The sequence below is a fragment of the Micromonospora sp. LOL_014 genome (assembly GCF_048060245.1).
GTDB lineage: Bacteria > Actinomycetota > Actinomycetes > Mycobacteriales > Micromonosporaceae > Micromonospora_E.
Genome location: NZ_JBHMIP010000014.1, coordinates 128,598 through 152,545, shown reverse-complemented (window position 1 = coordinate 152,545; position 23,948 = coordinate 128,598). Strand labels below are relative to the sequence as shown.

Genomic DNA, 23,948 nt, shown 5'->3' with positions numbered 1-23,948 from the left:
TTCGGTCGCAGACGATTCCCGTCGCAACGCGCCTGCGCCTCGACCGCACGGTAATCCCACGATCCGCCGTTCCGCGCGATCTCCCGAGCGATCGTCGAATGGTGCCGCCCGAGCAACCTTCCGATCGTCCGAGCTGACACCGAATCACCGCCCCGGCTCAACTCCCGCGAGATCGTTTCTCGCTCCTCAACCGTCAACGGAGAAGACCCGCTCATCTACCACCCAATCACTCGACACCCAAGATCATTTTACCGGGTGTCGCCATGACCGTTTGACTCCGCCCAGCGAAAGGATTCATCAACGCCCTTGTTGACGAAGTGAGGGAATCTGAGGCAAAGCCCGATGATTCAGAGAAGCCAAAAGCCGAGCCAGCAGTGCCGCATCAAGTGAAATCCACCCCGCCGACCACCCCAGGATTGCCCCAGCAGAGAAGACGGAGCCCCCTTGAAAGATTCGGACTAGGGTCGACAAGAGATGACAGTAACAGCCAAGTAGCTTCCAGCACTGGTTCCTATCTTCAGCAACTACGCCGGATCCTCGACGAGATCGAGACCCAGCAGGCCAAGCTGGCGAACGCGGCTAACGCGATGCGGGCCAGGCAGCTCCGCCTGGCCCAGTTGCTTGCCGGCGGGCGGCAGGACCGCACCCAGGAGATCTACACCTGGGCCGAGCTGTCCCGCTCCAACATCGAAGAAGCCGCTGTCCTCACTCACCAAGCCACGAGAAGCCTTGGCGCGTACATATCCAACTTGTAGGCTTGTATGGCTGAGAACTCGTCCGTACTGCTAGGTCAGCCCTCTTCACGAACGGCTAGCGACCAAAACCAGCCGCCAGGGCGATTGATTCAGGACTGTCCGAAAGCTTTGCGCTGTGTCAGTTCGCGGAGTTTCCCTGACGGCCCACTCAAGAGGAAGGTATTAGTTGCTCCAGGTTCCGCCAGTCCTTGGCGGCCCAGTCCATCAACTGGCGCACACGCTCTTTCCCTTCGTTGACCACCACATCGACAAAGCACTCGCACTTCGACAGATCCCTGCCGTTGATCATGCAAACCGCGATGCCTGCGATCTGCATCCCTCTCGACACAGCCACTAGTTGCTGATCCCAGGGCAGGGGTATCCGCTTGGCGATCTCCTTGCCGAAAGCCCTGGCTACTCGAGGGGTGCTGAGCAACTCCAGCAAAAAGCCCACCAGATCCCCGATCAGACCGTGAAGCCAGTCCTTGCCGTCCAAAGCGGCGCGGGCAAGACGAGCAAGCCCTTTACAGTTCCGCCCTGACCAGTCATCGGTCAGTCGGACCCACACCTTGTCCCCCGCGTAGCTTGCCGCCTGAGCCACGGCAGCCTCGGCTGCTCCGAGCGTCACCGCCGCCTCGAAGTAGCCAACCGCCTCTGCAACGACGGCCTCCCGCTTTGCGGGTGAAGGCCGCCGCCTCGGTCGAGTCGACTCACTGGTCAGACGTGGTGAGCTTGCCGCTCGTCGAGTCCCCGGCGGTGTCTTTGACTTGGCCTTCTTGGAAGGATGCTTGGCGTACTCAGCCAAGCGTCCGCGCAGCGGTACTTCTGGTCGACCGACGTGCTGCGGACACCTCTGACCAGGACGGCTGACAAGGCGTTGGCAGGCACGCCCGTCCTCATCCCGTGGTCCCCGACATTTGATCCTCTGTTTACGCAGCCTCCGTGCCATAGCTGAACGTAAACAAACGAGCACAGAGGATGACAGTAGTCGATCCTGTCAGATTCGGGACACAGAAGCGGGGTATGGGCCGCCGCTGGCGCTCCCTGCGACGCGGGCAGGGAGCAGCCGTCACCCGTTCGGGTCGACGACAAACACGCCGACGCCCTGCACGCCCTCGATCAGCCCTTCGGTCCGCAGCTTGAAGATGGCTTGGCGCACGACGATCGCTGACACGTCGTGCTCCTTGCACAGCTGCACGGTGGACGGAAGCTTGTCGCCTGGTGCCAGCTCACCGGAGACGATCTGGCTCCGGAGGTGGTCGGCGATCTTCTCCCACTTGGGCTTGGCGGGCATGGGCGGCTCCCTGATCTGCGCACCCATTTGATCACGCGCCAGCCTTGTATGGCAAGAAATTGGCGCTCATGGGTTGCTTTGAATGGGCGCATATGTAAAGCTGTCTCCGCGCTGCTCCCTGGTCTGCAAACCGGAGTGGTTGCCCCGCAAGGAGCCCGGTCGGCCGGCGCCGCCTGTCGGTCGGCCGGGTGCGTCAACCTGCCCGCCACCTGCGACAACAGTCGCATCAGCGGCGGGTGCCATCTCCACGCGTACGGGAGGCAATGTCCGGTGACACCCGACCCCCGCCCCACCCCGACCGTCCCACCACCGCCCACCCGGCTGCGCCCGGCCGGCAACCAGCGCTCCGCGACCTACTACACCCGGTACGCCCGCGCCCGCGTCGTCGAGGCGCAACGCACCATCGACAGTCACACCACCTCGGCGTACACCGGGTGTTGTCTCGGCTGTGGACGGCCCGGACCGTGCGCGGACCTGACCGAAGCCGAAGCGACGCTGCGCCGCTACCACCGGCTGCCGTTCCGCCGACCCGGCGCGACCCTGCTCGACCCGACCCGGGTCGCCGATGCCCCCGACCGGCCCCGCTTCTCCTGGCTGAGCAGGTCGGCATGAGCGCCCGGGAGTACGCCGCCGACGCCGCAGCCCTGCAGGTCGCCGCCGACACGATCGGCGCGCTGCGGGCGGTCTGCCTGGCCCTGGAGACCGCCGTCACCCACGTCACCGAGCAACTCGGCGACGCCCGCACCCTCGCCCCGGACGCCCGGCTCACCGTCGACCGCTACGAGGAGGCCCTGCACCAGGCGTGGGAGGCGTACGGCGAAGTCTTCGACGCCGTCACCGTCGCCCGGCCGCGGCTGCCGGGCAGCCGCCCGGTCGGCGTCGCCACCATCATGCGCGGCCTGCGGACCGCCCGTGAGCACGCCACCCACGCCGCCGGCACCACCGGCGACGCCCGGCCCCGCGTGCTGGCCGCCGCCGACCGCCTGGCCCGCAGCGACGACCCGTACGCCCAGGCCGCCGCCGCCCGGCTGCGCACCGCCCTGGCCCGCCTCGACCAGCTCGACGGCAGCCTCGGCGTCGGCACCGGCGCCCTCGACCGCTACTTCAACGCCCTCGCCAACGGCTACGACCCGCCGCAGCAGCGGCTGCGCCGGCTCGCCGCGCGCCGACCGCTCACCAGCACCCCACCCACCACCACCGACGCCGACGGCGACCCGCCCGGCGACGGTGCCGACTCCGCCGGGCATCAGCCACCGACCGAGGTACGCGGCCTCGCCGCCCGTACCGCCGCGTCGCTGGTCGCCACCGGCCGCCACCACGTCAGGTTCCGCACCTTCTGGCAGCTCGTCCGCCACCACATCTGGGAAGACGCCTTCCACACCTGGAGGAGCCGGTGACCAACGCACCCACCGCCGCCCTGACCTACCTGGTCGCCGGGCAGACCGGCGCACACGAACGCCAACTCGCCCGCTTCGACGACGACCAGTGGCAGGAGTATCTTGACCTGCTCAGCGGACTGTTCGTGCTCACCGTGGACCGACGGTTCCGGCCCGGCGACCCGGCCGCGGTGATCCGCTTCGTCGCCAGCGTCCGGGAACGCTTCGACCCCGCCGGCACCGCCATCGACCCGACCGTGGCCGAAACCCTGATGTACGCCGCCCTCGGCCAACACGACACCCTGCCCGCCACCGCCGAAACCATCACCGCACAGACACTGCTCGTCGTCGCCCTGGTCAACGACGAAGGACTCAGCCCGGCCGGCCTGGCCGACCTGATCGACGACACCACCACGATGATCGCCGCCGAGCCGGACGACCGGCCGGCCGTCGTCACCCCGGACGGGTCGGCCGCTGTCACCTCGGACGGACAGCCGGCCGACCACCAGCAGCCCGACGACCACGGGCAGCAGCCGGCTGATCCGACCTGACCAGAGCGGCGATCGACGACTCGACGGCAGCGGTGTCCAGCGGCTCACCGATGGCGAAGTGTTGCAGCAGGACACCGTCGACGAAGACGGCGACCGCGTACGCCGCGCGGTCGCCGGTCAGCGGCGTCAGGATCTCGCAGAGACGGTCCCGCCAGGCGCGGGCCAGTGGCCGCAGCTCGGGGCTGCGGGCTGCGGCCAGGTACAGCTCCAGCTCGGTCAGCGCCCGGCCCCGGTCGGCCAGGTACTCGCCGATCAGCCCGGTGAGCCGGGCCGGCAGGTCGGTGCCGTCGCCGAGCTGATCGGCCCAGCGGCGTAGCTCGGCCTCGACGTCCGTCTGTGCCTGCCGCAGCCCGGCCACGATCAGATCAACCAGGGTCGGAAAGTAGTAGGTGGTCGCCCCGAGCGGGACGCCGGCGCGGGCGGCGACCGCCCGGTGCGTGGTCCGCCCGATCCCGACCTCGGCGACCACCTCCAGGGTGGCGGCGGCCAGCGCCCGGCGGCGGCCCTCCGGATCCCGGGGCCGCACCGGACGGCGGTCCCGGCTGTGGGCCGCGCCAGCCGGGTCGGTGGTCAATGGGCACCGCCCAGGTTGAGCACCACCACACCGGCGATGACCAGCCCGATCCCGGTCACCTTCGCCAGGGTCAACGGCTCGCCCAGGAACGTCGCGCCGATCGCGGCGATGGCCGCCGTGCCGAGCCCGGCCCACAGCGCGTACGCGACACCGACCGGGATCGTCTTCACCGCCTGGGCGAGGCAGGCGAACGCGGTGACGTACGCCACGACCAGGGCGAGCGTCGGCCACAGCCGGGTGAACCCGTGGGTCGACTTGAGCAGGCTCGTCCCGATCACCTCGGCGGTGATCGCGGCGGCGAGGAACAGGTACGCCATGACCGTCTCCGTTCTTGTACACACGTACATGTACAAGCGTACAAGAAACGGGGTGAGTCGGCAGCGGACATCCCCGGCCGACCACCGGATGAGCAGCTGCCGCACGGATCGGCCCGACCATGAGCCGGTACGCAACTACCGGCAGGACGCCCGGCAGGTCGACTCCTGCCGGGCGTCCTGCCTGTCACCCCACATCAGACGTTGCTTGACTGGGCGTCATGGCATCAGTTCGGAAAGTGACCACCCTTGCGGTGGTCGTCGCAGCGATGGTCGGCGCGACCACGCTCACCAGTCCCACCTCCGGCTACGCCGAGGCCCACCAGCCGGAGCCGGCCGGGACCACCGAGTCCATCCTCGACCTCATCCCGGCACCGACCCTGGACCGGATGGTCGCCCAGGCTCCACTGGTCGACGCGGCCAACGTCATCCGCACCGCGGTCGACCATGCGCCGGGCCGGGGCTACGCCGGCATCGGCCTGGTCGACGACCAGGTCACCCTGTGGTGGAAGGGAGAGCCACCCGCCGACATCGCCGCGGCCGTCGCCGCCGCCCGCCGCACCGCGCCGGTCGAGGTGGCCGACGCCACCTACTCCCGCGCCGAACTGCGTACGGCAGCCGCCCGGATCGCCCCGGTGGTGGAGGCCGACCCGACCGACGCCAGCCACTCGGTCCGGCTGCGTACCGACGGCACCGGCATCGAGATCGGCGTCGACTACAGCTCGAGCACCGAACTGCCGACGCTGCCGGAGACCGGTGTCCGTACCACCTTCGTCGAACGCGACCAGCTGGTCGAACGGTCGCGGACCGACGACGCCGCACCGTTCGACGGCGGGGCCGGCATCGGGCCCACCACGCCCTGGTGTACGGCCGGCTTCGGCGTACGTGACGCGGACACCACCGCCGGCTACATCCTCACCGCCGAACACTGCGGGTCGATCGGCTCGGCCTGGCACACCGGCTGGGACACCACCACCGGCACCGGCACGCTGATCGGCTACGCGGTCGACAGCAACGACGACCACGACACGATGATCATCTCGACGTCGGCACCCGGCGGCCACATCTACGTCGGCGGTCAGCACGACGAGGTCCGCGCCGAAGTGGTCGGCTGGACCGAGGTCTTCCCCGGTCAGCTGCTGTGCCAGTCCGGGTACACCTCGGCGGGAGTGCTCGGCGGACCCATCTGCAACCTGCGGGTCGACTACCACTACGACGACATCGAGGACCTCGTCGAGGCCACCCAGCTCGACGGCCACGACTCCGCCCGGGGCGGCGACAGCGGTGGCCCGGTCTACTTCGTCAACCCCGACGGCACCGTGCTCGCAGCCGGCACCACCACCCGGTCGGCCGGACCGGGCTTCGGGTTCCAGGACTTCGCCACCGCCCGCGACGACTACGGCAACCTCGTGCCGGCGACGGCGATCGCCAGCAGCTGCCGGGTCTCCTTTGTGGTCACCCAGTCGTGGGGCACCGGCTACACCGCCAGCGTGACCGTCTACAACGACGGCCCGGCCGTCAACGGCTGGTCGGTGGGCTGGACCTTCCCCGGCGGGCAGCTCCTGCGGGGTCACTGGAACGGCGTCTTCCAGCAGACCGGATCGGCGGTGACCGTCACCAACGAGAACCACAACGCCGCCATCCCGACCGGCGGTGCCGTCAACTTCGGCTACACCGCGGACGGCTCCCCCACCGTCCCGGCGCCGTTCACTCTCAACGGGACCACCTGCAACTGACCCTGTCCACCGACACCGGGTCCCGCCGAATCGCGGCGGGGCCCGGTCCCCTTCGCGGCGGATCAGCATCTCGGCGCGCATCAGAATCCCGGTCAGGACCCGGCCAGTTCGCGCCGCAGGGTGGCGCGCAGGGTCCGCACCTGCGGGGCGTCCAGTTCACCGCACCGGTCGAGCGCCCGCTGGCGCAGCAGGCGCGCGGCGGCCGGGTCCGACGCCGCGCCGGCCAGAGCGGCGAGCGCGGACAAGGTCTGCGCCTCCCACCACGGGCAGGACAGTACCGCGTACAGGTCCAGCGCCGCCCGCAGCGCCTCGGCCGCCGCGTGGGCCTCGCCCAACGACGCGAGCGCGAGCCCGTACCGGTGCACGGCGTTGGCTTCGCTGAACGTCGCACCGCACCGGTGGAACACCCGCCGGGCGCGGGCGTACTGGTCGGCGGCCTCCCGCAGCCGGCCCATCCCGGCCAGATCCGCCCCGAGACTCACCATCGCGCCGGCCCGGGCCACCGCCGCGCCGGTACGGCTGAGACCACTGTTCCGTCGGTAGAACGCCAGCACCTCGCGGTGCAACTCGGCCGCTTCGGCGAACCGGCCGAGCGCAGCAAGCGACCCCGCCTGCGCACTCGCCGCACTCTGCTCGCCGAGGGCGTACCCGATCTCGCGGAACAGACCGACCGCCCGGCGGCTGTGGTCGACGGCCGACCCGGCGCGGCCGGTGCGGACCAGGACCGCGGCGGTGTAGGTCAGTGCCCACGCCTGCTCCCGGCGGTCCCCGATCCGCCGGGCCAGGTCCAGCGCCCGGTCCAGAGTGGCCAGCCCGTCGACGTTGCGGTCCTGGCAGAAGTACTGGGCCCAACCCAGGAAGTTCAGCAGTACCGCCTCGTCGCGACAGCTGCCGACGGCCCGGGCCGCAGCGACCGCCAGCGAGAAGATCTCTTCCCAGGGGTGCAGGTGACTGTTGGCATCGGAGTACCAGTGCAACGCCCTGGCGAGCGCGATCACGTCGGCGTATCGACCACACCGGGCGGCGTAGCGCAGCGCCGCCAGCCAGTTGCCGGATTCCCGGTCCAGCCAGTACGCCGCCGCCTGATCGTCGTCGAACGGGGAATCGGCCCGACCGGCGTCCGGTTCGAACATCACCCCGGCCTGCCGGGTACGCAGCAGCAGCCAGCCGACCATCCGATCGTGCGCCTCCGTCCGCCGGTCCTGCTGTTCCTCGACGTCGAGGCGTTCCCGGGCGTAGAGCCGAACCAGGTCGTGGAACTGGTACCGGTCGCCCAGGGTCAGCAGGAGACCCGCCTCGACCAGCTCCTCCAGGGCCACCGCCGCGGTCTCCTCGTCGATGCCGGCCACGACGGCGGCCAGTGCGGGTGCGAAATCGGTGCCGGGGATCAGCGCGGCCCGCCGGAACACTCGCGCGGTGACCGGGTCCAGTTGCCGGTACGAGACCTCGAACGCCGACCGTACGCCCAGGTCCCCGGCGGTCAGTACGGTCAGCCTTCGATGTTCGTCGCGGAGCAGGTCCACCAGCCACGCTACTGACCATTGTGGCCGGCTGGCTAGCCGGTTGCCGGCGATCCGCACGGCCAGCGGCAGCTGTCCGCAGAGTGTGACGAGTTGATCGGCGGCGGCCGGCTCAGCAGCGATCCGGTCGGCACCGACGATCGCCGCGAGCAGCGCTCGACCGGCCGCCGGGGCGAGCAGGTCGAGCGGCTGGCGGACCGCGCCGGCCAGGCCGGCCAGCGGACGCCGGCAGGTCACCAGCGCCAGGCATCCCCGCCAGGCCGGCAGCAGCGCACGTACCTGTGCCTCGTTCGCGGCGTTGTCCAGGACCACCAGCAGCGGCCGATCCCGGGTCAGGGTGCGGAACAGGCCGCCCCGCTCGGCCGGCGACACCGGCACCCTGCTGTCCGGCACCCCGAGCGACCGCAGCAGCCCGGCCAGCGCCTCGGCCGGGTCGAGCGGTCCGTCCGGCGAGGCGCCCTGCAGGTCGACGAAGAGCTGTCCGCCGGCAAACGCCCAGCTGAGTCGATGTCCGGCCGCGACCGCGAGGCTGGTCTTGCCGATCCCCGGCGGACCGTGCAGCACCACCACCGAGGATGTGTCCGGCCGGCCGGCGGCGACCTCGGCGGCGAGAGTCGACAGCCGTTGCAGGATCTCCGCCCGGCCGGCCAGGTCCGGGACGGCGGACGGCAGTTCCCCGGGTACGACCACCGCCGGGCCGTCGTGCGGCACCGTGCCGCTGTTGTACTGCCCGTGCGGCACCGTGCCGCTGTCGCGCGGCTGCCGCTCGGCCCGGGCCAGGGCGACGAAGCAGTCGCGGTCCGCCCCGGCCAGCCGCAGGGCATCGGCGAGCAGCACCACCGTCCGTCGTTGCGGGCTGTGCACCCGGCCGCGCTCCATTTCCCGGATGCTGCGGACGCTGGAACCCGCCGCCTCGGCAAGCTCCTCCTGGGTCAGCCTCCGCTGCAGGCGGAGGGCCCGGAGCAGATCCCCGAACTGGTCATGCTGCACCTGACCGGTAGCCATGGCTTCCCCAACCACCCAACGCCCTGGCGCACATGACGTGCGTGCCGCCACCTCTAGGTAACTAGAATCGGCGACAATAGGCACAGAGTGTGATCGCAGTCGTGACAAAACAGTGACGAGTCGCCGGAACCCGGCCCGCGCCGGCATGGACTCCCAGCCGCTCGATCAGGCGATCGACGGCGGCTAACCGGTGGCCTCCAGGACCGACAGCCACAGGTCGCCGTGCGGGTCGACCTGGCACGCCACGGATCGTGCAACTCGGATCGATGTACTTCACACTCGACTCGTGCCCGGCAGCGGCGAGGTTCTCGACGATCCGCCGCCGCAGGTAGCGGCCGAAATCGTGCAGCCGCAGATTGCCGGAGGCGTCGTGGCCGGCGGGTTCGCCAGCCAGATGCTCCTGGCCGGCGCCCTCGGCGGCGACGACCGTCGTGTGCCCCCGCTCGGCGACCCGGCGACGCAGGTGCGCCAGGAGGCCACCCGGGCCGTCCAGGGCGAACGGAGCCTCGGGCACCAGGACGAAATCGGCGTCGTGGGTGGCCAGGGCCGCGTAACAGGCGATGAAGCCGCTGTGCCGGCCCATCAGCTGCACGAGCCCGATCCCGCCGGGGAACGCGGTGGCCTCCACATGGGCGACCCGGATCACCTCGGTGGCGTGCGCGACCGCCGTCTGAAAACCAAAGCTCTATTCGATGTACGGGATGTCGTTGTCGATCGTCCTCGGCACCCCGACGACGGCAACCGGTCGACCCCGCCGGGCGAGCACCTCGGTGATCCGCGACGCACCCCGCATCGAACCGTCACCACCGATCACGAACAGGATGTCGATGCCGAGCTCGTCGAGGGTGTCGGCAATCTCCTCCGGATCCTGGTTGCCCCGCGACGTACCGAGGATCGTGCCGCCGTACTCGTCGATCCGGTCGACGACCGCCGGCGTCAACGGGACCGGGTCGTGGCCGTGCCGGGCGACCAGCCCTTGATAGCCGTTGCGGAAACCGACGATCTGGCGCACCCCGTAGCCGGTGGTCAGCTCCAGCACCAGAGCCCGGATCACATTGTTCAGGCCGGGACAGAGCCCGCCGCAGGTGACGATCCCGACCCGGGTGCGGGCCGGCTCGAAGAAGATCTTCTGTCGCGGTCCGCCCGGTTCGAGGCTGGGTAGCTCGTCGATGGGCAGACCCCGGCCGGTGAGCATCCCGACGGTGTCGTCGAGCAGCACCCGGTCGGGCTCGTCGACGTAGTGCCAGCTGGTGTTGCGCCCGAGCAGCAGTCGGGCCAGCGGCGAGTCGAACAGGCACCCGCCCAGCGTCCGGATCTCCAGTCGCACCGGCTCGTCGGCCATCCTCCCATGGTCCCGCCGTAGTTTTCAGCAGCGTTACCGAACGGCACCCTTGGCCGGTCGCACCACCGCGATCCGCTCAGCTGACGGGCGGGGCGATCAGGTCATCGACGGCGAGCTCGATGCCGGCGTACGGGACCGGGATGCGCTCCCCGGGAAGGTACTCGACCCGTGTCCGGTAACCGGACGAGATCGGCCCGGTGTGCTCGTAGATCGCCCGCTGGGTGACGACCCAGTACACCGGGTAGCCCGCCTGGCCGTACAGCCTGGTCTTGACGTTGAGGTCCTGGATCATCGTCTCGTCGGCGACCTCGACCACGAGCAGCACATCGGCGGCGTCCCAGACCGACAACCGCGACCCGACCATCCCGATCGGACCAGCGTCGACGCGACGTACCCAGCAGTCCGGGTCGGGAAGCGACTCCCCGGTCGGCAGGGTCGCAGTCGTCACCCGCACCCCGTCTCGCGGCAGCATCGTCAGCAGCTGACCGACCGTGTCACCGTGCCATGATCCGATCACCACGGGCCAGATGTCTCCTTCGACGAGCTCCACCCGGTGGTCGAACGCCCCCGCTTCCGAGGCGCGCAGAAACTCGCTCTGGCTCCATCGGTAGGCGAGCACGGGCTCGGTCATGGTCCCGATCCTACCAACCGCCCGAGGACACTGACCGGTGCAGCGCGTCGCGGTTGCGCCTGTCAGCTCGACAGCCGACTCGCCAGCGCCGTCGGCCCCTCCCCCCAAATTGATGTCACAGTCAGCACTTCCGATTCATTGGCTATTGCCATTGCAGGCTGACCACAAGGCTCTGGATGTTCGACATTTATCCAAAACCTCGGAGACGGTGGTGCAAATAGTGCAGGCCCAAGACCGAATCGCCTCAGAACTCGTCGAGCTGGAGGAAGACCAGCAGCAGGAGCATCGAGGCGGCGGCACCGGCGAAGCTGATCAGGAACCCCAGCTTCGGGAACCGAGGGCCGCCGTCGGTCTCCAACCGGGACCGCCCCCACTTGCTGATCACGAAGTACGCGGCGAAGAAGCCGGTCGCCGGGAAGCCGGCGCAGGACCAGATCCACTTGGTGCTGTAGTCGACGCCGGCGGTCACCGGGTTCAGGAAGAACCCGAACTGCAGGACGGCGACGGCGGCCGCGAACCCCAGGTAGACGGTGACTGCCCGGGCCAGCGGTGACCAGCCGGGCAACAGCGGCGGGCGGCCGGCGGCCTGCTCCGCCTCGGTGGCGGCAGCGTCGGCCTCGTCGAGTTGCCGGCGGGCCGCCTCCAGCTCCTGCTCCGGATCCGGTGGGAACCCGCCAGCCGCCGCCGGGTCGCCGGAGACCGGCGCGGCCGAGACCGAGCCGGACGCGCCCATGCCGCCGCCGTACGGCTGCACCGAGCCGGCGGCAGGGGAAAGCGGCCCGGAAGCCCCAGTCGGCAGCGGCACCGGCTGTTCGCCGGTGGCCAGCTCGGGGCGGCGCGGCGGTGGCGGAAGCCCGACCGGCCCCGGCATCGCCTGACCTGGCATCGCCCGGCCCGGTGGGGGCGGTGGCGGCGGTGGCCACGGGACGCCGGCCGGCGAGGCGTCGTACCCGCCGGACTGTTGCTGGCCCGACGCGCTGCCGGCGGCCGGGGTCGCCGCGATCGGCGGCGGCGCGGGCGGTGCCGGCATACCGGCGGCCTGGGCAATCGCCGCCAGCCGCTGCCACTGGGCATACAGCCGCTGGCCGAGCTGGTCGGCGTAGCCGGTGAGCCGCTGCCGGCGCGTCTGGTGCTGCGCCGCACCGGCCTGGCCGGTGCGGTGCAGGTCGTGCAGGTGCCGGGCCAGGGCGGCGTACTCGTCGAAGTCGCTGCTCACCGCGCTCAGCCCTCCTCGTCCAGCTCGCGGCCGGGCAACGCGAACGGCACGATCAGCCGGGTCCGCTGGTCGTGCCGGTCGATCAGCAGCGCCCGGTTCGGCCGCGGCCGGTACGCCAGGTCGTGGGTGCCCAGGTAGGAGCCCAGCTCACCGCCGGGCACGTTCATCGCCACCAGGCAGGCCAGGTCGTCGCGGTTGTGCGAGCCGCCCAGGTCGTCGGCGAGCCGGCGCAGCCCGCGCCACCACCCCAACAGGTGTACGCCGTGGCCGGGACCCTGACGCAGCACCACCTGCAGGTCGTCCAGCCCGGACCGGAACATGTCGTCCTTCGCGCCGAGCACCCCGGCGGCGGCGTCCATGCCGAACACCACCAGGTACGTCCGGCCGCCGTCGGCCGACGCGGCGGTGTCCGGGTTGGCCAGTCGGCGCAGCTCCTCGCGCAGCTCGGCGGCGGTCAGCCGGGTGATCGAGTGCCCGAGGGCGTGCAGCGCCTCAGCGGTTTCATCGGCGACCTCGTCGGCGGAGGCGACCAGCGGGGCGAACAGGAACCGGGGGTGGCCGGCCGGCTCCTGCCGGGCCAGGCTGACCGTGGCGGCGTGCAGCACGTCGGCGGCGTGGCCGGTGGTGCCGACCACCGCGATGTGCCGGCCCGGGGTGGCGTCCAGCGGGAACACCGCCGACGTCAGGTCCACGTCGACCTGCCGGCCGACCAGGGCGAGGGGGCGCCGCCCGCCGGGGGCCAGTGAGCGGTACGTCGGGTCGCCGTCGAGGTGCGCCGCCTCGTACCCCTTGAAGATCGCCGGTGGCCGGGAGCCGGCGGCGCGGGCCTGCCACAGCTCGTGGCGCAGCGCGGCGATCCGCCGGGCCCCGCCGTGCGCGTCCGGGAACCGGACGACCGTGTTGGCGCCGGCGATGCCGGCCGAGGCGTTGACGATCGCCTGCCCGACCGGCAGCCCACCGGCGGTGTGGTTGAGCGGATCGAGGACGCCGTTGCCGCCGGGCAGCGCCACCCGCAGCGGGAACTGGCCGAAGATCGAGTCGGTCTTGCCGTACAGGGCTTCGATTCCGGACATGCTCTGGCTGGCCAGCACCAGGTGTACGCCGTACGACCGGCCTTTGCGGGCCAGCTCCTCCAGCAGGGCGGCGGCCTCTCGGGCGACCGAGTCGTTGCCGTCGAACAGCACGTGGAACTCGTCGATCACGGCGACGGTACGCGGCGTCGGGGCACCGTCGCGGGGCAGGTCGGCCAGTTTCGTCACGCCGTGGCGTTTCATCGCCGCCGCCCGCCGGTTCAGCTCGCGGCGCAGTTCGCGCAGCACGGCGACGCCGTACTCCCGGTCGGATTCGATGCCGACGGCGCGGGCGTGCGGGATCCACGACGGGTCGCGGCCGGTCGGCACGAACTCGGTGAAGCTGACGCCTTCCTTGAAGTCGAGCAGGTAGAGCGCCAGCTCGTCGGGTGGGTAGCGGGCGGCCAGGCCGTACAGCAGGTCGAGTAGGAAGACGGTCTTGCCGGAGCCGGTGCGCCCACCGACCAGCCAGTGCGGGGTGACGTCGTCGAAGGCGAGGATCGCCGGCTCCCGGCCGGCGCGGCCGACGACGGTGTGCAGGCCGGTGCCGGCGGTCTCGGTCCAGACCCGGGGCGGCAGCAGGTCGGCGAAGTCGAGTGCGGAGCCGCGCCGGTGAATCTCGCCGAGCCGGTCGGCGAGGGCCTGCACGACCCGGGCCGGCGGGTCGCCGTCGAGGGCGACCGGTGCGGCCAGCCCGCTGCCGTCGGAGCTGAACGGCTGGCCGGGCGGGTCGCCGACCCAGCCCCGGTTGCCGTCGAGTCGCAGCTGGGTGGTCGGGCCGAGCGTCGGCGGCTGCGCTCCGGTGCCGGTCGGCGGGTAGCCGGCGACGATCACGCAGACCCGGGCGGTGGTGCCGGCGTGGGTGAGCGCGGCGAGGCGCATCAGTTCGGCGCGGCTGTCCGGCAGCGCCGCCGCGACCACCACCAGCAGCTCCCCCGGCTGCCCGCCGGTGCGGGCCTGGGCGGCGCGTACGTGCTGGTCGGCGTCGTCGAGGCGTTCCTTGGCTTCGGCGTCGGTGGCGGCCGGTGCCGTCAGCACACCGGCTTCGACCAGCGGGCGCAGCGGCAGGAAGGTGGCTCCCATCGAGGTGGTGTCCAGCGCGGTCACCCGTACCGTGCCGGGTTGGGCGGCGGCGAGCAGCCGAACGACGAGGCTGCGCAGCAGGGCGGCGATCCGTGGCTGCCGGGCGTCGGCGTCGATGGCCAGGTGGGTGCCGGCGCCGAGCGGCACCAGCGCGGGGAACTCGACCGGGTCGCCGGTGCCGGCCAGCCCGACCGGGCGGGCCATGCCGACCCGCACCGGTGCCGGGCCGGCGGACAGGTCCTGGGTGGCGCTGGTCGCGCCGGTGGTGAGGGTTTCGCCGACGTGGCGCAGCCGTTCGGTGACGTCGCCGAGGTCCGGCGGCGGTGGTGCCGGGCCGTCCGCTATAGCCGATCGTGCGGTGGTCAGGTGGGTCACGGCCTGCCGGTGGGCGGCGACCGCCCGACGGTACGCGGCACCGAAGCTCATCCCACCCCCACCTGCCACTCGGGTAGCCACCGGAACACTATCCGAATCGGGCGGGCGCTGTTAACCCGGCTGCCGGGCCGGCGGCGGTCGCCGGCCGGGCAGCCGGGTCAGGACGGTCAGGTGCCGACGGTCAGACGCCGGTGATCGAGGTGATCCAGTCGCGGCTGGCAGCGACCGAGGCGTAGTTCTGCGAGGTCGACCCGTTGGAGTTCGAGCAGACACCCACCTGTTGTCCGTTGTAGAACTGCGGGCCGCCCGAGTCGCCCTGCCAGGCGATGCCGGTCACCGGGGAGCTGCGCAGCGCCGGTCCCTCGTACGCGTCCCGGCCCCGCACCGACACCACCTGCACCGAGGCTGTCTTGAGCTGTGGTGACAGGTGACAGTTGAGACAGGTACGGCCCCAGCCGTAGATGGTGTTGGTCGAGCCGACCGGCGGGTTGCTGGCGGCGAGCGTGACATACGTGGTCACGATCGGTGTGCTGAGATACAGCAGCCCGATGTCGTATAGGTATCCGTATTGGGAGTAGGTCGCGCTGACCGCACTCACCTGGCCGCCGGTGGCGTGATGGACACTGCCGACCCGGACCGACATCGAGCCGCCGATGCAGTGCTCCGCGGTGAGCACCCAGCGGGAGGCGATGATCGAGCCGGAGCATCTGAACGAGCCGTCGCTGTAGACAGCGGCTACCCAGGGCGCTGATGAAACGGTGTCGCCGCCGATGATCTGCTGCGGTGCGGCAGCGGATGTCGACGGAGTCATGACAGCGCCGGCGAGTGCCGTCACGACCGCAATCAATAGTTGGCGGAGACGCAAGATGGTGCTCCTCACCGAGCGAACGCCCAGCCCTGGCGTCGCCCTCATCGAAGGTCCCCGGCGTCGATCTTATCGCTGAGGATATCGACACACAATACGCATTCGCCTGCATAATTAGCAGCGCGGTCGGCCCGGTGCCGGACGGCCTGGTCGGCACTCGGAGCGGCCGGTAGTGCCAGCACCGAGCCCGATAAGCCCCTAGTATCCGTAATCGGAGTGTCCCGACGACCGTCGGAAGTGCGATCGATGCGACCTGGCGACAACGACGGCACCGACGACGGCCGCGAGACCAGACACGGCACCCGCGACGGTACCGAGCGCGACGAGACGTTGCGCCGGTTCGCCGACCGCCTCGACAAGCCGCTCGGCGTCCTCGGTGTGCTGTTCCTGCTCCTGGTGATCGGACAGTTCGTCACCACCCATCCGCCGACGGCCGCCGTTCTGGGCGCGGCCAGCTGGGTGCTGTGGGTGGTCTTCGTCGCCGAGTTCTCGCTGCGGGCCTGGCTGGGCCGGCACCACCCGGGCCGGTTCTGGCGGCGCAACTGGTGGCAGCTGCTCTTCCTGGCCGTACCGGTGCTGCGGTTCGCCCGGGTGGCGTTGGCCTTACGGACGGCCCGCGCCGGTGCGGCCATTTCCGCCGCCGTACGCGGTTCGCGCTCCGCCGGTCGGCTACTCACCGACCGTCTAGCCTGGCTCTTCGCGGTGACGGTGAGCCTCATCCTCGCCGCCGGCCAACTGCTGGTGGTCTCCGGCTCGTATCCGAGCTACGCGCAGGCGCTGCACGACGTCACGCTCACCACGATCACCGGTCAGCGGATGGCCGCGCGGGACCCGTTCGCCCAAGGTCTGGAGCTTGTTCTGGCCGCGTACTCGGTCGTCGTCTTCGGCACCCTGGCCGGCGCGCTCGGCGCCTACTTCCTCAGCAACCGGCCAGCTCCCAGCGATGACGACCGGGACCGGGACCGGGATCAGGCAACTACCTGACGGACGGTCCGGTCCCCGTGGTGCGGGCGGGGACCGGACCGCCAGGTACTTGGCTCCGTTCGGTACGTGAAACTGTCAGCCGGTGACCGTGTTGAGCGCGGCCAGATACCCGTCGCGGTAGCCGGCGGCGTTCGGGTGGTACGCGGCGATCAACGCGGAGAAGTCGTTGATCCATGGGCTGCCAGCACATACGCCGTGCCCGGCGAACTGCGGCCGGGTGTCCACGAAGGTGGCCCCGGCAGCCGACGCGCGGGCGGCAGTAACGTCGGCCAGCAGGTCCGCCGCGTCGTTGATGATGGACCGCTTGGTCAGGCTCATACCGAACAGACCGCAGTAGCGGACCTCGTCGAACAGGCGCGGGTAGCCGAGCACGATCAGCTGCGCGTGCGGTGCCCGCTGCCGGATCGCGGCGTAGGTGGCGTCGAGCCGGCCGGGCAGTTCGGTGGTGGCGAACCGTTCGGCCCGGTCGACCGCGCTGGCGCAGGAGGACTCGCTGCCCAGCCGGCAGCTGAGCACGACATCGGCGAATCCGGCGTCGTTGCCACCGATGGTGATGGTGACCATCGTGGTGCCGGCGTCAAGCGCGGACACCTGGTTGTCGAGCACGTCGTCAGTGACCGCACCGCCGCAGGCGACGAAGCGGAAGCTGGCCGGGGAGTTGGCGGCCGCCCACAGCGGCGCGTACGAGCGGTCGCTGCGCAGGCAGGTCGTCTCGTAGGGGCCAGCGCCAACGCCGGACGAGAACGAGTCGCCGAGGGCGACGTAGTGAACGGCGGCGGGTGCGGCGGATGCCGGGGCGGTGGCCGCGACGACGCCGACGCCGGTGGCGCCAAGGGTGACGGCCAGCGCGACGGCGGCGCGGGCCAGGGGACGAAGGAGCATGGACGGACCTCACAAGGATGGGGGGATCCTCGTGGCCGCGCGCGTGGCCGTGGGGAGTAACGGTTGTTACTAGCCAGTAATGCTATCGAAACATCTGCATCCCCGAAAGAGGAACGACCCCACCGAAGACCAGCAGATCTTCAGCAGGGCCGAACGGAACGGTCCCGGTCACCGAGCGGCGAGTGGCTGTGCCGTCGGCACCACCGGTGCCGGCAACTCCCCCACCCCACCGAGGTACGAGTGGATGGCGGCCGCCGCTGCCCGTCCCTCGGCGATCGCCCACACGATCAGCGATGCCCCCCGGTGCATGTCACCGGCGACGAAGACCCCCTTGGTAGCGGTCTGCCAGGCACCGTCGGAGTCGATCGCCCCGCGCCGGTTACGGACCAGCCGCAGCTGCTCCAGCAACGGCTGCTGCTCGGTGCCCTCGAAGCCGATCGCCAGCAGCACCAGGTCCGCCGGCAGCTCCCGCTCGGTGCCCGGCACCACGGTCAGGATCCGCTCGCCGTCACGCTTGGTCACCGTCACCTCGGCGATCCGGACCGCCCGTACCGCGCCGGTGCCGTCGTCGACGAACTCCTGCACCGCGACGGCGAAGACCCGCTCGCCGCCCTCCTCGTGCGCCGGATACTCGCGCAGCACCCACGGCCAGGTCGGCCACGGGTCCCGGGCCTCGTCGCGGGCGCTCGGCGGCTCCGGGTAGAGATCCAGCTGGTACACCCCGGCCGCACCCTGCCGGTGCGCCACCCCGAGACAGTCGGCGGCGGTGTCACCACCGCCGATGATCACCACATGCCGGCCGGCCGCGTCGATCGCCGGCCGGTCCACCGGTACGCCGTCCACGTGCGATGACCCGGACTCCGACGGCGGCTCGACGGCCACCACCCCGGCCGCCTCGGCCGTGCGGGCGTGCGCCGCCGCAGCCGCCACCACCCGGTTCGACTCGACCAGGTGCTCCATCGCCAGATGCACCCCACGCAGCGCCCGGCCCGGCGTCGCCGGGGTGTCCCGGCCGGCCAGCGCCCCGCAGGCCAGCAGCACCGCATCGTGGTCGGCCCGCAGCTGCTCGGCGGTCACGTCGACGCCGACGTTCACCCCGGTACGGAACTGCACGCCCTCGGCCGCCAACTGGGCCAACCGCAGGTCGATGTGCTCCTTCTCCAACTTGAAGTCAGGGATGCCGTACCGCATCAGGCCGCCGATGGCGTCGTCGCGCTCGAACACGGTGACCGCATGCCCGGCGCGGGCCAACTGCTGGGCGGCGGCCAGCCCCGCCGGGCCGGAACCGACCACCGCGACCCGCCGGCCGGACGGATCCGGCACCGGATGCGGGGTGACCAGGCCGGCACCCACCGCCCGGTTGATGATCTCCACCTCGACCTGCTTGATGGTGACCGGCGCACCCCCGGCGATGCCCAGCACGCAGGCCGCCTCGCACGGCGCCGGGCAGAGCCGGCCGGTGAACTCCGGAAAGTTGTTGGTGGCGTGCAGCGACTCGATCGCCGCCGCCCAGCCACCGGTACGGACCAGGTCGTTCCAGTCCGGGATGCGGTTGCCCAGCGGACAGCCGTCGTGGCAGAACGGGATGCCGCAGTCCATGCAGCGGGTCGCCTGCTCGCGGATCAGCTCGTCGGCGGCCGGCGGATAGACCTCCCGCCAGTCCATGATCCGCACCGGCACGGGTCGGCGGTGCGGCAGCCGCCGGTCGATCCGCAGGAATCCGGTCGGGTCAGGCACGAGCCACCTCCATGACGGCCTCATCCACGTCACGGCCGGCGGCTTCGGCGGCCCTCATCGTCTCCAACACCCGGCGGTAGTCGCGCGGGACCACCACTGTGAACTCCTCCACCGCCTCCGGCCAGCGCTTGAGCAGAGCCTCGGCCACCGCCGAGTCGGTCTCGGCGAAGTGCCGCTCGACCAACTCACGCAGCATCGGCTCGGCGTCGGCGGCCACCGGCTCCAGATCCACCAACTCCCGATTGACCAGCTGCTCGTCGAGGCGCCACAGGTACGCCGTACCGCCGGACATACCGGCGGCGAAGTTGCGCCCGGTCGGGCCGAGCACCACGACCGTACCGCCGGTCATGTACTCGCAGCCGTGGTCGCCGACGCCCTCGACAACGGTGACCGCGCCGGAGTTGCGCACCGCGAACCGTTCGCCCACCCGCCCGCGCAGGAACAGTTCCCCGGCGGTCGCCCCGTACAGGATGGTGTTGCCGGCGATGATCTGCTCCTCGGCGCCGGCACCACCGGGCGCGGCGAACGGGGCCGCCGGGTCCGGACGCACGATCAGCCGGCCACCGGACAGACCCTTGCCGACGTAGTCGTTGGCGTCGCCGACCAGCCGCAGCGTCACCCCGCGCGGCAGGAACGCACCGAACGACTGCCCGGCGGTGCCGGTCAGGGTGAACTCGATGGTGTCGTCGGGCAGCCCGGCCCCGCCGACCCGGCGGGTCACCTCGCCGCCGAGCATCGCGCCGACGCTGCGGTGCTCGTTGCGTACCGGCACCGACGCCCGCACCGGGGCCCGGTCGGTCAACGCCGGCCCGGCCAGGGCGATCAGCTCGTTGTCGAGCGCCTTGTCCAGGCCGTGGTCCTGGGCGCGGACGCCGCGCAGCGCGGCGCCGGCCGGCAGCGCCGGCACGTGCAACACCGCGGACAGGTCCAGGCCCTTGGCCTTCCAGTGCTCCACGGCCGGCGTGGTGTCCAGCAGGTCGGCCCGACCGATCGCCTCGTCGATCGACCGGAAACCCAGCTCGGCCAGGTAGCTGCGGACCTCCTCGGCGAGGAACAGGAAGAAGTTCTCCACGAACTCCGGCTTGCCGGTGAAGCGTTCCCGCAGCACCGGGTTCTGGGTGGCGATGCCGACCGGGCAGGTGTCCAGGTGGCAGACGCGCATCATCACGCAGCCGGAGACGATCAGCGGGGCGGTGGCGAAGCCGTACTCCTCGGCACCGAGCAGCGCCGCGATCAGCACGTCGCGGCCGGTCTTGAGCTGGCCGTCGACCTGGACGGTGACCCGGTCGCGCAGTTTGTTCAGCAGCAGCGTCTGCTGAGTCTCGGCCAGGCCCAGCTCCCACGGGGTGCCGGCGTGCTTGAGCGAGTTCAGCGGGGACGCGCCGGTGCCGCCGTCGTGCCCGGAGATCAGGATGACGTCGGCCTTGAGCTTGGCGACACCGGCGGCGACGGTGCCGACGCCGATCTCGCTGACCAGCTTGACGTGCACCCGGGCGGCCGGGTTGACGCACTTGAGGTCGTGCACCAGCTGGGCGAGGTCCTCGATCGAGTAGATGTCGTGGTGCGGCGGCGGGGAGATCAGCCCGACGCCGGGGGTGGCGTGGCGGGTCTTGGCGATCCACGGCCACACCTTGTTGCCGGGCAGCTGGCCGCCCTCACCCGGCTTGGCCCCCTGCGCCATTTTGATCTGCAGGTCGTCGGCGTTGACCAGGTACTCGCTGGTGACGCCGAACCGGCCGGAGGCGATCTGCTTGACCGCCGAACGGCGGGCCGGGTCGTAGAGCCGGTCGACGTCCTCGCCGCCCTCGCCGGTGTTGGACCGCCCGCCGAGGCGGTTCATCGCGATGGCGAGGGTCTCGTGCGACTCGGCGGAGATCGAGCCGTAGCTCATGGCGCCGGTGGAGAACCGCTTGACGATCTCGCTGGCCGGCTCGACCTCGTCGATCGGCACCGGCTCGCGGACCCCGTCGCGCAGGGTGAACAGTCCACGCAGCGAGCCGGCCTCGGCGGCCAGGTTGTCGACGGTGGTGGTGTAGCGGCGGAACACGTCGTACTGCCCGGAGCGGGTGGCGTGCTGCAGCAGGAACACCGTCTCCGGGTTGAACAGGTGCAGTTCGCCTTCGCGCCGCCACTGGTACTCGCCGCCGACGTCGAGGCGGCGGTGCGAGCGTTCGGCGCTGTTCGACGGGTAGGCGCGGGCGTGCCGGGCGGCGACCTCGGCGTGGATGCCGGACAACCCGACCCCGCCGACGGTGCCCGGGGTGCCGGCGAAGTAGCGCTCGACCAGCCGGGGATCCAGACCGACCGCTTCGAAGACCTGTGCCCCGCAGTACGAGGAAACCGTGGAAATGCCCATCTTCGACATGATCTTGAGTACGCCCTTGCCGAGCGCCTTGACGTAGTTGCGGATCGCCTCGGCGGAGGTGATGCCGGCCAGCGCGCCGGTGGCGATCAGGTCCTCGACCGATTCGAAGGCCAGGTACGGGTTGACTCCAGCGGCACCGTAGCCGATCAGCACGGCGGCGTGGTGCACCTCCCGGCAGTCACCGGACTCGACGACCAGCGCCACCTGGGTGCGAGTCTGCTCGCGCACCAGATGCTGGTGCACGGCGGCGGTGAGCAGCAGCGACGGGATCGGCGCCAGGTCGAGGGTCGAGTCCCGGTCCGACAGCACGAAGATCCGTACTCCGTCCTCGATCGCCTCGGACACGTGCCGGCAGATCTCGGTGAGCCGGGCCTTGATGCCGGCGGCGCCGTCGCGCAGCGGGTACAGGCCGGAGACCCGGACCGCCTTGAAGCCGGGCAGGTCGCCGTCCTCGTCGATGGACAGGATCTTGGCCAGCTCGTCGTTGTCGATGATCGGGTACGGCAGCACGATCTGCCGGCAGGAGGCCGGACCCGGGTCGAGCAGGTTGGCCTCCGGGCCGATGGTGGACTGCAGGCTGGTCACCATCTCCTCCCGGATGGCGTCCAGCGGCGGGTTGGTGACCTGGGCGAACAGCTGGTGGAAGTAGTCGAACAGCAGCCGGGGCCGGGTGGACAGCGGCGAGACCGGGGTGTCGGTGCCCATCGACCCGATCGGCTCGATGCCCTTGCGGGCCATCGGCGCGATCAGGATCTTCAGCTCCTCCTCGGTGTAGCCGAAGGTCTGCTGGCGGCGCTGCACCGAGTCATGCGTATAGACGATGTGGTCCCGCTCCGGCAGGTCCCGCAGGTCGATCAGGCCGGCGTGCAGCCAGTCGCCGTACGGGTGGGCGGCGGCCAGCTCGGCCTTGATCTCCTCGTCTTCGACGATGCGCCCGGCGGCGGTGTCGACCAGGAACATCCGCCCCGGCCGCAGCCGGCCCTTGGCGACCACGGTCGCCGGGTCGAGATCGAGCACGCCGGCTTCGCTGCCCAGCACCACCAGGCCGTCGCTGGTGCGCCACCAGCGGCCCGGCCGCAGCCCGTTGCGGTCCAGCACCGCGCCGACCAGCTCACCATCGGTGAAGGCAACCGAGGCCGGACCGTCCCACGGCTCCATCAGGCTGGCGTGGAAGCGGTAGAAGTCACGCTTCGCCGGCTCCATCCCGGGGTCGTTCTCCCATGCCTCCGGGATCATCATCAGGACGGCGTGCGGCAGGCTGCGCCCGGCCAGGTGTAGCAGTTCGAGGACCTCGTCGAAGTTGGCCGAGTCGGACGCCTGCGGGGTGCAGACCGGGAACAGCCGGCGGATGTTGCCGGGGATGTCCGGCGTGGCGAGCAGCGCCTCGCGGGCGTTCATCCAGTTCTTGTTACCCCGGATCGTGTTGATCTCGCCGTTGTGCGCGATGAACCGGTACGGGTGCGACAGCGGCCAGGACGGAAACGTGTTGGTGGAGAACCGGGAGTGCACCAGGGCGATCGCGCTGGCCACCCGCTCGTCGCGCAGGTCGGGGTAGAACTCGGGCAGCTGGTCCGGGGTGAGCATGCCCTTGTAGACCATGGTCCGGCCGGACAGCGACGGGAAGTAGGCGGTCACGCCGCGCTCGGCGCTCTCCCGCTCGGCCTGCTTGCGTACGCAGAACGCCACCCGGTCCAGGTCCAGCCCGGCCAACGGGGTGCCGGCCGGGCCGGCCGCCGAGTCGGTCAGCCGCTGCGCGGACAGGAAGAGCTGCGCGATCCGGGGGCGGACGGCGTCGGCGGTCTCGCCGAGCCCGTCCGGCTGCACCGGCACGTCCCGCCAGCCGAGTACGTCGGCACCCTCGACCAGGGCGTACTTCTCGACGATCCGGCGGACCCGGGCCTCGTCGGCCGGGTCTGCGGGCAGGAACACCAGGCCGGTGGCGTACTGCCCGGCCGGCGGCAGGTCGAAGTCGACGACGGCCCGTAGGAACGCGTCCGGGACCTGGATCATGATGCCGGCGCCGTCACCGGTGTTCTGCTCCGCACCCCGCGCACCACGGTGGTCGAGCCGGCACAGCGCGGCCAGGCCCTTGGCCACCACGTCGTGCGAGCGGCGGCCGTTGAGGTCCGCCACGAAAGAGACACCACACGCGTCGTGCTCGTGGGCGGGGTCGTAGAGACCCTGCGCCGGCGGCTGGGATGCCTGCGGCGGGCAGGGGTGCGGTCCCTGCGGGTACGGAAGAACCACCGGGCCTCCTGTCGTCACTCGCGCATGAACAGATTTCGGGACGACGT

General features: G+C 71.1%; 19 protein-coding genes and 1 pseudogene. 5 read left to right on the top strand and 15 right to left on the bottom strand.

What is annotated here, in order from left to right:
- From ACFHW1_RS14785 to ACFHW1_RS14770, 4 genes are all read right to left on the bottom strand, one after another.
- A partial coding sequence (locus ACFHW1_RS14785) for a helix-turn-helix domain-containing protein (RefSeq protein WP_416569014.1) occupies nt 1-215 on the bottom strand: 215 nt, incomplete at its 3' end.
- A gap of 309 nt (nt 216-524) precedes the next feature.
- Nucleotides 525-713 carry a hypothetical protein gene (locus ACFHW1_RS14780; protein WP_416615615.1) on the bottom strand — a complete coding sequence of 63 codons (189 nt, stop codon included), beginning with the start codon at nt 711-713 and terminating at the stop codon, nt 525-527.
- Nucleotides 714-903: 190 nt separating this feature from the next.
- Nucleotides 904-1,362, bottom strand: a complete 459-nt coding sequence (locus ACFHW1_RS14775; RefSeq protein ID WP_416615613.1) for a hypothetical protein — start codon at nt 1,360-1,362, stop codon at nt 904-906.
- A gap of 441 nt (nt 1,363-1,803) precedes the next feature.
- Nucleotides 1,804-2,055, bottom strand: coding sequence for a winged helix-turn-helix domain-containing protein (locus ACFHW1_RS14770; RefSeq protein WP_416589559.1), 252 nt, complete (start codon nt 2,053-2,055; stop codon nt 1,804-1,806).
- A 243-nt stretch (nt 2,056-2,298) separates the two neighbouring features.
- Here ACFHW1_RS14770 and ACFHW1_RS14765 point away from each other — a divergent pair, with 243 nt between their 5' ends.
- The 3 genes from ACFHW1_RS14765 to ACFHW1_RS14755 are packed head-to-tail and all read left to right on the top strand — an operon-like array spanning nt 2,299 to nt 3,955.
- Entirely contained in the window at nt 2,299-2,640 is a 342-nt protein-coding gene (locus ACFHW1_RS14765; RefSeq protein WP_416615611.1) for a hypothetical protein, read from the top strand.
- The gene (locus ACFHW1_RS14760; RefSeq protein WP_416615609.1) at nt 2,637-3,425 is read left to right on the top strand and encodes a hypothetical protein; all 789 of its coding nucleotides are present in this window, start codon (nt 2,637-2,639) and stop codon (nt 3,423-3,425) included. Before ACFHW1_RS14765 ends, ACFHW1_RS14760 begins: the two co-directional genes overlap by 4 nt.
- Nucleotides 3,422-3,955: a hypothetical protein gene (locus ACFHW1_RS14755; RefSeq protein ID WP_416551796.1), complete on the top strand. Its 534-nt coding sequence runs from the start codon at nt 3,422-3,424 to the stop codon at nt 3,953-3,955. The genes ACFHW1_RS14760 and ACFHW1_RS14755 overlap by 4 nt, the downstream gene beginning before the upstream one ends.
- Here ACFHW1_RS14755 and ACFHW1_RS14750 read toward each other — a convergent pair.
- A complete protein-coding gene (locus ACFHW1_RS14750; RefSeq protein ID WP_416551795.1) occupies nt 3,882-4,529 on the bottom strand; it encodes a TetR/AcrR family transcriptional regulator in 648 nt (215 codons plus the stop codon). The two genes, ACFHW1_RS14755 and ACFHW1_RS14750, sit on opposite strands and share 74 nt — an antisense overlap.
- Nucleotides 4,526-4,846, bottom strand: a complete 321-nt coding sequence (locus tag ACFHW1_RS14745; RefSeq protein ID WP_416551794.1) for a DMT family transporter — start codon at nt 4,844-4,846, stop codon at nt 4,526-4,528. Before ACFHW1_RS14745 ends, ACFHW1_RS14750 begins: the two co-directional genes overlap by 4 nt.
- A gap of 236 nt (nt 4,847-5,082) precedes the next feature.
- On the opposite strand from ACFHW1_RS14745, the gene ACFHW1_RS14740 reads away from it, so the two are divergent.
- On the top strand, nt 5,083-6,579 hold the full coding sequence (locus ACFHW1_RS14740; RefSeq protein ID WP_416589567.1) for a cellulose binding domain-containing protein: 1,497 nt from the start codon (nt 5,083-5,085) through the stop codon (nt 6,577-6,579).
- 92 nt (nt 6,580-6,671) lie between these two features.
- Here ACFHW1_RS14740 and ACFHW1_RS14735 read toward each other — a convergent pair whose 3' ends face one another.
- From ACFHW1_RS14735 to ACFHW1_RS14710, 6 genes and pseudogenes are all read right to left on the bottom strand, one after another.
- Nucleotides 6,672-9,104, bottom strand: a complete 2,433-nt coding sequence (locus ACFHW1_RS14735) for an ATP-binding protein (protein ID WP_416551792.1) — start codon at nt 9,102-9,104, stop codon at nt 6,672-6,674.
- 61 nt (nt 9,105-9,165) lie between these two features.
- Nucleotides 9,166-10,299: pseudogene (locus ACFHW1_RS14730) on the bottom strand (ATP-dependent 6-phosphofructokinase).
- A 223-nt stretch (nt 10,300-10,522) separates the two neighbouring features.
- Complete coding sequence (locus tag ACFHW1_RS14725; RefSeq protein WP_416551789.1) at nt 10,523-11,077, bottom strand: Uma2 family endonuclease; 555 nt, start codon at nt 11,075-11,077, stop codon at nt 10,523-10,525.
- Between the two features lie 244 nt (nt 11,078-11,321).
- On the bottom strand, nt 11,322-12,293 hold the full coding sequence (locus ACFHW1_RS14720; protein ID WP_416551788.1) for a hypothetical protein: 972 nt from the start codon (nt 12,291-12,293) through the stop codon (nt 11,322-11,324).
- A gap of 5 nt (nt 12,294-12,298) precedes the next feature.
- Complete coding sequence (locus ACFHW1_RS14715) at nt 12,299-14,872, bottom strand: FtsK/SpoIIIE domain-containing protein (protein WP_416551787.1); 2,574 nt, start codon at nt 14,870-14,872, stop codon at nt 12,299-12,301.
- A gap of 130 nt (nt 14,873-15,002) precedes the next feature.
- On the bottom strand, nt 15,003-15,686 hold the full coding sequence (locus ACFHW1_RS14710; RefSeq protein WP_416567965.1) for a S1 family peptidase: 684 nt from the start codon (nt 15,684-15,686) through the stop codon (nt 15,003-15,005).
- Between the two features lie 246 nt (nt 15,687-15,932).
- Here ACFHW1_RS14710 and ACFHW1_RS14705 point away from each other — a divergent pair, with 246 nt between their 5' ends.
- The gene (locus ACFHW1_RS14705; RefSeq protein WP_416551785.1) at nt 15,933-16,670 is read left to right on the top strand and encodes a hypothetical protein; all 738 of its coding nucleotides are present in this window, start codon (nt 15,933-15,935) and stop codon (nt 16,668-16,670) included.
- A gap of 75 nt (nt 16,671-16,745) precedes the next feature.
- Here the strand turns inward: ACFHW1_RS14705 and ACFHW1_RS14700 are convergent, their stop codons facing one another.
- From ACFHW1_RS14700 to gltB, 3 genes are all read right to left on the bottom strand, one after another.
- Nucleotides 16,746-17,552, bottom strand: a complete 807-nt coding sequence (locus tag ACFHW1_RS14700) for an SGNH/GDSL hydrolase family protein (protein WP_416551784.1) — start codon at nt 17,550-17,552, stop codon at nt 16,746-16,748.
- A 168-nt stretch (nt 17,553-17,720) separates the two neighbouring features.
- Nucleotides 17,721-19,289, bottom strand: a complete 1,569-nt coding sequence (locus ACFHW1_RS14695) for a glutamate synthase subunit beta (RefSeq protein ID WP_416551783.1) — start codon at nt 19,287-19,289, stop codon at nt 17,721-17,723.
- A complete protein-coding gene (gltB, locus tag ACFHW1_RS14690) occupies nt 19,282-23,901 on the bottom strand; it encodes a glutamate synthase large subunit (RefSeq protein ID WP_416615607.1) in 4,620 nt (1,539 codons plus the stop codon). Before gltB ends, ACFHW1_RS14695 begins: the two co-directional genes overlap by 8 nt.
- Nucleotides 23,902-23,948: the final 47 nt, after the last annotated feature.

Coding starts and splice junctions, on each gene's coding strand:
- ACFHW1_RS14715 (WP_416551787.1), bottom strand. CDS start 14,872: ATGAGCTTCGGTGCCGCGTACCGTCGGGCGGTCGCCGCCCACCGGCAG.
- ACFHW1_RS14705 (WP_416551785.1), top strand. CDS start 15,933: ATGCGACCTGGCGACAACGACGGCACCGACGACGGCCGCGAGACCAGA.
- ACFHW1_RS14760 (WP_416615609.1), top strand. CDS start 2,637: ATGAGCGCCCGGGAGTACGCCGCCGACGCCGCAGCCCTGCAGGTCGCC.
- ACFHW1_RS14745 (WP_416551794.1), bottom strand. CDS start 4,846: ATGGCGTACCTGTTCCTCGCCGCCGCGATCACCGCCGAGGTGATCGGG.
- ACFHW1_RS14735 (WP_416551792.1), bottom strand. CDS start 9,104: ATGGCTACCGGTCAGGTGCAGCATGACCAGTTCGGGGATCTGCTCCGG.
- ACFHW1_RS14700 (WP_416551784.1), bottom strand. CDS start 17,552: ATGCTCCTTCGTCCCCTGGCCCGCGCCGCCGTCGCGCTGGCCGTCACC.
- ACFHW1_RS14770 (WP_416589559.1), bottom strand. CDS start 2,055: ATGGGTGCGCAGATCAGGGAGCCGCCCATGCCCGCCAAGCCCAAGTGG.
- ACFHW1_RS14725 (WP_416551789.1), bottom strand. CDS start 11,077: ATGACCGAGCCCGTGCTCGCCTACCGATGGAGCCAGAGCGAGTTTCTG.